This window comes from Crateriforma conspicua (assembly GCF_007752935.1).
Classification (GTDB): domain Bacteria; phylum Planctomycetota; class Planctomycetia; order Pirellulales; family Pirellulaceae; genus Crateriforma; species Crateriforma conspicua.
Map to the genome: position 1 here is coordinate 6,580,252 of NZ_CP036319.1, position 11,302 is coordinate 6,591,553.

Annotated in this window: 8 protein-coding genes; 3 read left to right on the forward strand and 5 right to left on the reverse strand. The window is 56.9% G+C overall.

Features of this window, described 5'->3' with window-relative positions; all coding sequences use genetic code 11:
• Positions 1–12 precede the first annotated feature (12 nt).
• Positions 13–768 (reverse strand): tetratricopeptide repeat protein, encoded by a 756-nt coding sequence (locus tag Mal65_RS24050; protein WP_145303667.1) that lies wholly within the window; start codon positions 766–768, stop codon positions 13–15.
• Positions 769–1,063: 295 nt separating this feature from the next.
• Between Mal65_RS24050 and Mal65_RS24055 the strand changes: the two genes are divergently transcribed.
• From Mal65_RS24055 to dnaE, 3 genes are all read left to right on the forward strand, one after another.
• Complete coding sequence (locus Mal65_RS24055; protein ID WP_145303670.1) at positions 1,064–1,282, forward strand: hypothetical protein; 219 nt, start codon at positions 1,064–1,066, stop codon at positions 1,280–1,282.
• A 161-nt stretch (positions 1,283–1,443) separates the two neighbouring features.
• On the forward strand, positions 1,444–2,595 hold the full coding sequence (locus tag Mal65_RS24060) for a DUF1559 domain-containing protein (RefSeq protein WP_145303673.1): 1,152 nt from the start codon (positions 1,444–1,446) through the stop codon (positions 2,593–2,595).
• Between the two features lie 388 nt (positions 2,596–2,983).
• Entirely contained in the window at positions 2,984–6,532 is a 3,549-nt protein-coding gene (dnaE, locus tag Mal65_RS24065) for a DNA polymerase III subunit alpha (protein WP_145303676.1), read from the forward strand.
• A 13-nt stretch (positions 6,533–6,545) separates the two neighbouring features.
• Here the strand turns inward: dnaE and Mal65_RS24070 are convergent, their stop codons facing one another.
• The 4 genes from Mal65_RS24070 to ftsH form a co-directional block, all read right to left on the reverse strand.
• Complete coding sequence (locus Mal65_RS24070) at positions 6,546–7,688, reverse strand: lactonase family protein (RefSeq protein ID WP_145303678.1); 1,143 nt, start codon at positions 7,686–7,688, stop codon at positions 6,546–6,548.
• A gap of 111 nt (positions 7,689–7,799) precedes the next feature.
• On the reverse strand, positions 7,800–8,057 hold the full coding sequence (locus Mal65_RS24075; protein ID WP_145303681.1) for a hypothetical protein: 258 nt from the start codon (positions 8,055–8,057) through the stop codon (positions 7,800–7,802).
• Positions 8,054–9,199, reverse strand: a complete 1,146-nt coding sequence (rsgA, locus tag Mal65_RS24080; RefSeq protein ID WP_145303684.1) for a ribosome small subunit-dependent GTPase A — start codon at positions 9,197–9,199, stop codon at positions 8,054–8,056. Before rsgA ends, Mal65_RS24075 begins: the two co-directional genes overlap by 4 nt.
• 42 nt (positions 9,200–9,241) lie before the next feature.
• Entirely contained in the window at positions 9,242–11,281 is a 2,040-nt protein-coding gene (gene ftsH / locus Mal65_RS24085; RefSeq protein WP_145303687.1) for an ATP-dependent zinc metalloprotease FtsH, read from the reverse strand.
• Positions 11,282–11,302 lie beyond the last annotated feature (21 nt).

The following is an 11,302-nucleotide window of genomic DNA, read 5'->3' on the forward strand; positions in this document are numbered from 1 at the left end:
ACGCCTATTTTTTTACCGTCCCCGCGCCAGACGCTTGGCATAAACTCTTGCCACATCCGCCATGTAGTGCCCCAGCTCTGTCTTTGCTGCCGCCTGCATGTATTGTTCGGCTTTGGCGGGATTTCCTTCGGCATCGGCGATCAAGCCTAGATACAGGTCCGCAAAGAACTGCGCCGAATCACGTTCGCGCTTCGACGCATTGTCGGTCACCGCGGTGACCACGATCGCATCATCACCACCGGCCAGCCGCCGCAACACTTGCTTCATCGGTGGACGCGGGTCGGACGGTGCCGGCAACAAAAGCTGACGCGCGGTCGCAAGGTCGGCGTCTTTCGCGACGCATAAAAAATGCCAAGCCGCGTTTTCAACATCGTGCGGATTCACGCGACGATGCCTCTCAAAAAGCTCGCGGCCATCTCGGTAACGTTGTGCAAAGGCCAGTGCGATCCCGTACTGCCATAGCTCTGGTTCCCATTCCGGACGCATCTCAATCGCCTTCTCAAAACTGTTGATCGATTCTTCCACGCGACCGAACCGCAGTTGAGCATCGCCAAGTTGAACGTGATCAATCGCGCGTGCCGAATCACCCGCCTCACGCACTTTTGTCTCGGCCAAAGACAAGCTAGCGCGAATGCGCGATGCATGCACGCCATCGTCTGAACTAACGTGAACGTGACAAACAACCAGCAATAGCAATGCCATCAGCATCGGCCGCCGAAACGCATCCCGGACAACCTTACAACCGCGTCGTTGGAACAAAGCATTCATCGATCAACTCACCCGAAAACTCATCACTAGATTCGACCCTACGAAAACCGTTCACGACACGCGTTCGACACGGTTTTGCGCCCGGCGCACCTGTTGTCAGTAGAAACACCACAGCAATAGCGCGAGCACGCCACCCGCAATGGGTGGGCACATACATGTCAACAAAAAACAACACGGCCCAACGGCGAATCACGCTCAATTCGATCGAAGGCCCGAGCGCAAGCCGCTTATGCTAGCCGTCGCTTTCTTCATTCTTTCACTCCAGCCAACATCATTGAGGACTCAAAGAACTCTCATGACCAAGAACAACACCGAATCCAAGTTTGCATTCGCACTCCAGCGTATCGCCAAAGCAACCGTGCTGGCTTGTGCGTTGGCCGGAACCTTCACCGTGGTCGGCTGCGGCCCGGACAACTCCACGACCGTTTCCGGCGTCGACGACAGTGCGCTTCGCAGCGAGGAAGATTTGGCCGACATGGAAGCACAGTATGAGTCGGACGCGGGAAGCCACTGACACCCTTGGCTTGACCGTCATTGATACGTGCATCATTGGATCGATGCACCTTACGGGGGCAACGGGCTGAAATGCAGGACGCGGGGGCGATGCCCGGGGAACGTCGATTTCGATTCGTTTCGAATCGTTTGTTATTTGTTTTTCGTTTTGGACTTTCTTTTATGAACCACAAGAAACGCATCGGCTTCACGCTCGTGGAGCTATTGGTCGTCATTGCGATCATCGGGGTTTTGGTCGGCTTGCTGTTGCCGGCCGTTCAGTCCGCTCGTGAAGCGGCACGTCGAATGAGTTGCAGCAATAACTTCAAGCAAGTCGGCTTGGCATTGCACAACTATCATTCGGCATTCAAACAGCTTCCGAAGCAAAGTGGCGGGACCAACAATCCGGGCAACCGCCACATGTTGAATTTCTTGGTTCCCATTTTGCCGTTCATGGAACAGCAACCGTTGTGGGACCAGATTTCCAATCCGATCGCGGTTCGTCATAACGGACAACCACAAAGCCCACCGTTCCCGTCGATGGGTCCGGAAGTTTGGAATCGGAATTACACACCGTGGTTGACGCAAGTCGGTACCTATCGCTGTCCCAGCGATCCCAGCGTGCCACGTGCAAACACTGAAGGCTACACCAACATCGCTGCTTGCATCGGTGATGGAATCGCCAGCAACAATCACTCATGCATCAACGATGACGGTTCGATCCGTGGCTGGTGTACGGCACGAAAGGGCGCATTCGATCGCGGATTCTTTGAAACCCGCATCACGACCAAATTTCGCGACATGATCGACGGGCTAAGCAACACCATCGCGTGTACCGAGATCTGTGTCGACAATGGCAACTTGGAAGTCCGCGCGACTTGCGTGAACCGCGGCCAAGACGCCGCGTTCTTCACCGATCCGTCGGTTTGCGAAGACACCATCGATCCGACACGCCCGCAATATCACTTGGCGGGCACCAACGCCAATAACTGGAGCTCGTCGCAGCGCAAAGGGATGCGTTGGACCGACGGACGCCCCGTCTTGGGCAGCGTCACCACGATCATGCCGCCCAACGGCGTCAGCTGCGCCTGGTCCGGTGACGGCTCGGACACCATGAACTCGGCCGGCAGCTATCACCCCGGTGGATGCCATGTCGTGCTGGGTGACGGTGCGGTGCGATTCATTTCCGAATCCATCGACGCGGGCGACAAGACGGCTCCTTCGCCGAACTGGCCGACCGGCAATCCTGGCACTCCGCCGGGATCCGCCAGCCCGTACGGTGTCTGGGGTGCTTTGGGGACACGCGCGATGCGTGAATCCGTCGAAGTTCCCTAACCGCGGATGGGTGCACCCGGTCGCCATCCTTGCGGCGGTCGCGGTGTGTCCATCTCCGACGGCTCCTTCGCGGCCGTCGCAATCGATTCCACCAGCGGCGACCTGTCCGTCAGGTCGCCGTTTTTCGTGGGTTGGACAATTCTTTTTGCCCTGTTTTTTTCGGCACACATCGGCCGGCACTTGCGTTTGTGGTCCGGCCGATCCGATCATCTGAATCGACCACGCGGGACGGATTTCCTAAGATGCACCGGTCCGGACGACCGATGCGATGGCATCCACCGTCTGTGCCCGCGCCGATCTGCGATGATGCCGTCATCCAGACGTGGCCAATCCAGCCCCACCCTGGGGCAGATCCCGTGATCCCCGCGTCGACAAGGAATCCGATCGCGTGTCCGAAACCACCGCCGCATCGCGTCCGTTTGTGCACCTTCATTGCCACAGCCACTACAGCCTGCTGGACGGCGCCAGCGATATCAGCAAATTGGTCAAGCGGACGGTCGATCACGGGATGAACGCCCTGGCGTTGACCGACCACGGCAATCTGCACGGGGCATTGGAGTTTTATCGAAAAGCCAAAGACGCGGGCATCAATCCGATCATCGGTTACGAAGCCTACATTGCCCCGGGCAGCCGATTCGACAAGGGCGGAGCGTCCAGCAGCAAAGCGGCCAGTTACCACCTGACCCTGTTGGCCAAAAACCGAACCGGCTTCAAAAACTTGATCAAGATGGCCAGCGCCGCGTCGCTGGAAGGATTCTATTTCAAACCGCGGATCGATAAGGAAATCCTGCAAACCTACAACGAAGGCATCATCTGTCTGTCTGGTTGCGTCAGCAGTGAATTCAGCCGTGCCATCTTGAAGGGGATCGACACCGCCGAGCACGAAAAAGAGGCCAGAGACATCGCCGGGTGGTTTCACAACGTTTTCGGCGATCGGTACTTCATCGAAGTGATGAACAACGGCGTCGACATCCAACGTCAACAACTGCAGGGCGCCGTTGAAATCGCCGACCGCTTGGGACTGCCCGTCGTCACCACCAGCGACACGCACTATGTCGATCGGGAAGACGCCGAAGCCCAAGACATCATGCTGTGCATCAACACGGGACGATTCCGGACCGATCAATCGCGGATGAAAATGGAGAACGACCAGTTCTTCTTGCGCAGCCCCGAACAGATGTACGACTGTTTTCCGGGCATGGAAGACGCGGTATCACGCAGCCAAGAAATCGCCGACAGCGTGGACATCGATCTGGAATTCGGCAAACACTTTTTCCCTCGTTTCGAATGCCCGAACGAACAAAAGCCGATCGACTACCTGCGGGAATTGTGCGTCAAAGGTCTGAAGGAACGATACGAGGACGATCCCGAACGGTTGGTCGATGGCGAACTGTCCGATGAAGTCAATGCTCGCTTGGATCGAGAACTGGGCGTTATCGAAAAGCTGGGATACCCGACCTATTTCCTGATCGTCTGGGATTTCGTCAATCACGCCCGCAGCATTGGTATCAACGCAACAGCACGGGGCAGCGGCGTCGGCGCGATCGTTTGCTATGCGCTGTACCTGTCTCACGTCTGTCCGCTGCGATACGACCTGCTGTTCGAACGATTCCTGGATGAAAGTCGAACCGAACCGCCGGATATCGATATCGACTTTGAAAAGGAACGCCGCGGCGAAGTCATCGACTATGTGAAAAAGCGGTACGGCAGCGAAATGGTCTGCCAAATTGGTACGTTCGGAACCCTGGCCGCGCGCGCCGCGATCAAAGACACCGGTCGCGCCCTGGGTGTCCCGCTAAGCCGGGTCAATCAGGTCACCGAAATGGTGCCGGATGAGTTGAAGATCACCCTGCCCAAGGCGCTCGAAAAAAGCGCCGACCTGAAAAACACATACGACAATGATCCCGAAATCCGGGAACTGATCGACCTGGCGATGAAGATCGAAGGTCTGGCCCGAAACGTCGGAACACACGCCGCCGCGGTGGTGATTTCCGACAAACCCTTGACCGAATACGTGCCGCTGACGCGGGTGCCCGGCAAACAGGATGTCATCACCCAGTGGTCGATGAACGACGTGGAAGCGTCGGGCCTGTTGAAGATGGATTTCCTGGGGCTGCGAAACCTGACCATCCTGTCCCGGACGGTTCAGCTGGTCCAGCAAACCACCGGCACGGAGATCGACCCGCTGAAATTCCCCTTGGATGACAAGGAATCCTATGCCCTGCTGCAACGCGGCGAAACCAAGGGCGTCTTTCAGCTGGAATCGGGAGGTATCCGGGACTTGCTGCAGCGGATGAAGCCCGACTGTTTCAGCGACATCATCGCAACCGCCGCGCTTTACCGCCCCGGACCGCTGGAAGGCGGGATGGTCGACGATTACGTCAACATCAAGCACGGCCGCCAAGAACCCGAATACAAGCACCCCGTGCTGAAGGAAGTTCTTGAAGAAACCAACTCCATCATGGTTTATCAAGAACAGGTCATGCGGATCTTGAACCGCTTGGGCAAGATTCCGTTGGCCAAAGCGTACACGTGTATCAAGGCGATCAGTAAGAAAAAGGAAGCTTTGATCGCGGCCAACTACAAGGCCTTCATCGAAGGTTCCGTCGAAAACGGGCTGGCCAACAAAGACGCCGAAGACATCTGGAATCTGATCGTCAAATTTGCGGGCTACGGCTTTAACAAGTCTCACAGTACCGCCTATGCACTGGTGGCCTACCAAACGGCGTACCTGAAAGCTCACCATCCGATGGAATTCATGGCAGCGTTGCTGTCCAGTGACATCGACGGTCGGAACTTCAAGCGAAAGGATTCGCTGGTCGAGCACATGGAAGATTGCGACCGGATGCAGATCGAGATCGAGCATCCGTGTGTCAATCGCAGCGCCGCCGACTTTTCGGTCAACAACGGAAAGGTCCAGTTTGCTCTATCCGCAATCAAAGGCTGTGGTGGCAGCACGGCGACGTCGATCGAACGTGAACGCACCAAAAACGGTCCGTTCAAAGACATTTTCGATTTCTGTGAACGAGTCGACCCGCATGACTGTAACCGTTCATCAATCGAATCATTGATCAAAGCCGGTGCGATGGACTGCTTCGGTGCCCATCGCAGTCAGCTAATGTCGATCGTCGACCGGGCCCTGCAAGCCGGTGCCGCGGTTCAGAAAGACAAGAAAAGCGGGCAAGCCAATCTATTCGGTGCGTTCGACGATGAACCGGAAGCCGACGCACCGTCGATCCCCCTGCCCGATATTGAAGAATGGCCCGATCGTGAAAAGCTGTTGAATGAGAAAGAAGTGCTGGGTTTTTATTTGGACAGCCATCCGCTGGCCGAATACGAAAACAAGCTGGCGACCTTTCGAACGCACACCACCGACAAACTGGGCGACGTCAAGGATCGTGCGGAAGTCATCCTTGGCGGCATGATCAGCAGCATCAAGTTGGCCCACACCAAGAACAGCAAACCCGGTCAGCCGTCGAAGTACGCCAACTTTGATTTGGAAGACATGGGCGGCAACGTCCGCTGTATCGTCTGGCCACGCGGTTTCGCCGAATGCGGCGAACGCGTTCAACCCGACGCGGTGGTCTTGGCCAAAGGTAAAGTCGATCGGCGGGGCGGTGGCGACGAAGTCAACTTGATCATCGACGACCTGGTCCCGCTGGATGAACTGGACAACCGGTACACCCACGGCATCCGTATTCGCTTTGACGAAATCGAACACGACACCAATACGATGAACAGTGTCCGCGAAATCATCCGCGGGTATCCCGGTTCCAAAGAACTGTTGATCACCATCGGGCTACGTGACGGAGAAACGGTTCACCTGAAAAGCGATCGTTTCCGCGTCGACGTAACCCCTGAATTACGGAATCGCTTGGACGATTTGATGGGCAGCGGCCACTACAAACTGCTAATGAGCAAACCGGCCGGACGCTGAACCACGATCAAGTTCAATTGGACGCAAATTCAACGCAGATCGGTGTCGGCACAACGGCCATGTTCCGCGTGTAAGTCAATTCGCCGGATTCCGAATCGATGGCGAACACCGTGACGGTATTGCTGTCGCGTCCGGCGGCCAACAAATAGCGGCCGCTGGGATCCAGGTTGAAATTCCGCGGCCACCCGCCGCGAATAGGTTCGACTTCGATCACCGACAGCTTTCCTGATTCATCGTCCACCCGGAACGCGCTGATCGAATCGTGACCGCGATTGCTGGTGTAGACAAACTTTCCGCTGGGATGAACACGGATCTCCGCGGCACTGTTGAAAGTCTCTTTTGCCTTGGTGTCCTGGGAAAGAGTTTCAATGGTTTGCACCGGAGCCATCGTGCCGGCCTTGGCGTCATATTCGAACGCGGTGACCGAAAGGGCCAGTTCATTCAACACATAGGCTTTGTCCCCGTCGGGGCTGAACTTCATGTGCCGCGGACCACCGCCGGGCGGGCAAACGCCTTCACCATGCGGCGTCAGCTTGGCATTTTCAGCATCCAAACGATAAATCACGACACGGTCCAATCCCAAATCGGGAACAAACACGAAGCGATTGTCCGGCGATGTCCCCACCCAATGGGCGTGCGGTTTGTCTTGACGTCGGTCCACGACACCGCTGCCGCCACTGTGTTTTTGCAAATCGCTACGCGGCTGGATCGTGCCATCGTCGGCCAGCGGGAACACGGCAACGCTGCCGCCACCATATTGGGCCGACATCAAAACCTTTCCGCTGCGATCGGTCGACAGATGCGCTGCACCACCGTCACCGATTTCTTGGTGCCCCACCGGTGTCAACCAACTGCCATCGGCGCCACGATCGATCTTGTACGCGGCCACCACCGCCTGACCATCGATGGACCCCGTGCTGTACAAAATGTCCAGGGTCGGGTGTTTGGCGACAAATCCGGGGTTGGACAATTCAGCGGCCAAAGCGATGTTCGTCAACTTGCCACTGTCGGAATCAAACTGGCCCTGGTAAATCCCCTGGCTGGTGCCGCCTCGTGGGGTCGTCGTTCCGAAAAAGACCGCCGACGTAGCGGCTTGACCCAATGTCGCCGCAAACAAACTGAACCCGACCGCAACGGTCAAACGACGTGAACGCATGGAAACCTCCGGAAAGCGAAACTTGGTTGGGGTGCGTATTTCAACGGCACCATCGTAACAAGCCGCCATGCATCCGGTTTGCGCCAAACACCTCAGGGGCAAGCGCCGCGTTCAGCGAAGATCGTCCGGCTTGCTGATTCGATGCAAGCCCACGAAGAACATCACAATGGCAACGGCCAACATCACCGCCGACGCGACCACCATGGCGATCGAACGACCTGACTGCAGCAAATCTGACTTGGGCCCCGACCAGCCTTCGTTCCGCAAGTCCAATCCCAAAGCCAAGCAGAACAAGACCAAGGCAGCGGTGAAGATCAGCGAACTGATAACAATCAGGCCAACGGCCCAGCGGCGTGACAGTGACCTCATTGCGGCAGCAAATCCTCTTCCAGCAAGTGGCAATAGGCGTCATACCGTCGCGCATCGATGCGGGCATCGGCGACGGCATCCTTCACAGCACAATCCGTCTCGGTCAAATGCAGACAATCCGGATACCGACAACTGCTGACATAGGGTCGGAAATCGGGCATCAAACCGCCAACCTCATTGGCCTCGATATTCCATAATTGAAACTGGCGGATCCCGGGCGTATCAAAGACGGCACCACCGCCGTCGGTGGGAATCAATCGCGACGCGGTCGTGGTGTGACGCCCCTTGTCGTTGTCGTCACTGACTTCGCCCACGGCCAGCCCCAACCCCGGTTGGATCCGGTTCAGCAAACTGCTTTTCCCCACACCGCTTTGCCCTGCCAGAACCGCCTGTTTGCCGGTAAGCAACGCACGCAGTGGATCGATGTTCCATTCCGTTTCGGCGGATACCATCAGCGTTCGATATCCCATCGACGCGTAAACACCCACCATGGGCTGAATCCGCATCGGGTCGATCAAATCGCATTTATTAAAAACGATGATCGGCTGAATTTCGCATTGAGCCGCCGTCAACAAAAACCGATCGATCAATGCGGGCTTCAGCGATGGCCTAGCCACGCTGGCAATGATCAGCACATAGTCGACATTGGCGACAATCACATGCTGTTTTCCGCGACTGGTCCGTGACAACACGCCACGCCGCGGCAATACACTTTCGATCATTCCGTCTTGCGGTGATTCCGCACGCAGCATCACGCGATCACCGGCCACCACGACATGTCGCTGGTCGGTGGACAGTGACTTCAACAACTGCCGCACGGCGCACTCATACCGTCGTCCATCGTCACCGATCACACGAACCTTCAGCCCGTGAACGCTGACAACCCGGCCACGAATCAAATCGGAATCGGTGTCCAATTTGACATTCAGACCGGCCGCCTGATCCGGATTGGAATCGGCACCGATGACCGTTCGCTTGCGCGTCAGGTCTCCTTTGCCGGTCAACCGTTCGGACTGGACGGCATCGGCCAAACTGTCTTGATCCCCGGTTTGAAAGCGGCGGGTCAGATCTGAATCGCGGACACGTCCCTGGTGTTTCTTGCGAAAATCGGCACGAAGCTTGTTGTGTTTTTTCTTTGGCATCTGACCGCCGCCCGGGTCACCGCATGCGAATCGCGAAACGGATCAGGTTTCGCCATTGATCGGGTTGGCGGCATCCCGCGAATCGCCGTCGCGCTGGATGGGTGCGCCGGGACTGTGTTCCTGGGCACTCTCGGGTGCAAGCGTCTGTTCGACCTTATCTTTCTTGGTCCCGTTGCGCTGATGAATCGACGGCCCGATCAGGTCGGTCAGTTCCAATTCCGACAGTTCTTCCTTTTCCAACAACGCCCTGGTGATGGATTCCAGTTCTTCGCGATGTTCGCGCAACAGTTGTTCCGCCTTTTGATCGGCCTCCAGCAAAATCCGCGCGACTTCTTCGTCGATTAACTCCTGCGTGTGTTCGCTGAACTGTCGTGACTGGTGGATTTCGCGTCCCAAGAACGGGTCTTCATCGCTGGTTTTGTAGCTGACCGGACCGATTTTCGAACTCATGCCCCAGTGCGTGACCATGCGTCGCGCGATACTGGTGGCGCGTTCCAAATCGTTTTCGGCACCGACACAGGTTTCGCTGTAGATGATCTTTTCGGCAGCACGCCCCCCCAGCAAAACGATCAATTGGTGTTCCAATTCACGCTTGCTGATGCTCAGCCGATCCTCATTGGGCACATACTGGGTGACCCCCAATGCACGGCCACGGGGAATGATCGTCACCTTGTGCACGATGTGCGAACCGTCCAAATGCCAAGCGGTCAGGGTGTGCCCCGCTTCGTGATAAGCGGTCTTTTCCTTTTCACTTTCCTGCAGCACCTCTTCGCGTTTGGCCCCCATCAGGATCTTGTCACGGGCGTAATCGAAATCTTCCATTTCGACCAGCTTTTTGTCCTGACGTGCCGCCCACAGTGCCGCTTCGTTGACCATGTTGCGAATGTCCGCACCGGTCAAACCCACCGTACCAGCCGCCAAACGCTTCAGATCAACATCGTCGCCCAGTGGAACGTCGCGAACGTGGACCTTGAAGATTTCTTCGCGGCCTTTCATCGTCGGACGCCCGACGGTGATGTGACGGTCAAAGCGGCCGGGGCGCAGCAACGCCGGGTCCAAAACATCCGGTCGGTTGGTCGCGGCGACAACGATCACCGCTTGGCTGCCGCTGAAGCCGTCCATTTCACCCAGGATTTGGTTCAACGTTTGTTCACGTTCATCGTGTCCGCCGCCCAGGCCCGCACCGCGTTGGCGACCAACGGCGTCGATTTCGTCGATGAAAATGATCGAAGGCGCTTGTTCCTTCGCCGTGCGGAACAGATCGCGGACACGACTGGCACCGACGCCGACGAACATTTGAATGAATTCGCTGCCGTTGACGCTGAAGAAGGGCACGTCCGCTTCGCCCGCGATGGCGCGTGCCAACAACGTTTTTCCCGTTCCCGGAGGCCCGTTTAGCAGCACACCTTTGGGAACAAAGCCACCCAGTTTTTGAAACTTCTCGGGCGTCTTCAGGTAGTCGACAATTTCCTGCAGGTCGGCTTTGACGCCTTCCAACCCCGCGACGTCGGTGAACTTGATGGCCTTTTCATTCGCCTCGAAACGCTTGGCGGGACTCTTGCTGAATCCCGACAAAAACCCGCCGCCCATGATGTCACTGCGTGTCCGACGAATCATCACAAATAGGAATGCGATGATCGCCAGCGGCAGCCCGACCATGATCAGCAGACTGAGAATTTCGCCGGTACGGTCGCGTTCGGCGAACTCATAAGGCACCTCGGCCTCACGCAACTGGTCTTCCAGTTCGATGGTGGCACCGGCGTCACGGTTGCGAGTGACGTAGAACTCTTTGCGGTATTTCTGGACCGTGTCGGCATCGGCGGATTGTTCGGACGCCGGCTTGTTGGGCCGGGTTTTGAATTTTCCGCGGATGGTTTCATCGGTGATGACGACACTTTCGATATTATCGCCGGCCAGTTCGTTCTGGAAAAAGCTGGCGGTGACCCGGTCGCGTTCTTCGCCACGATTGAAAAACAACATCGCGATCAGCCCGGCCACCACGAGGGCGATCAAAAACGAATTGTTTCCCCGCTTGCGACCATCGGCGGCCGAATCGGTCTTCTCCTCCGGACGATTTTCCATCGAATACCTTTCCCGAGCCCC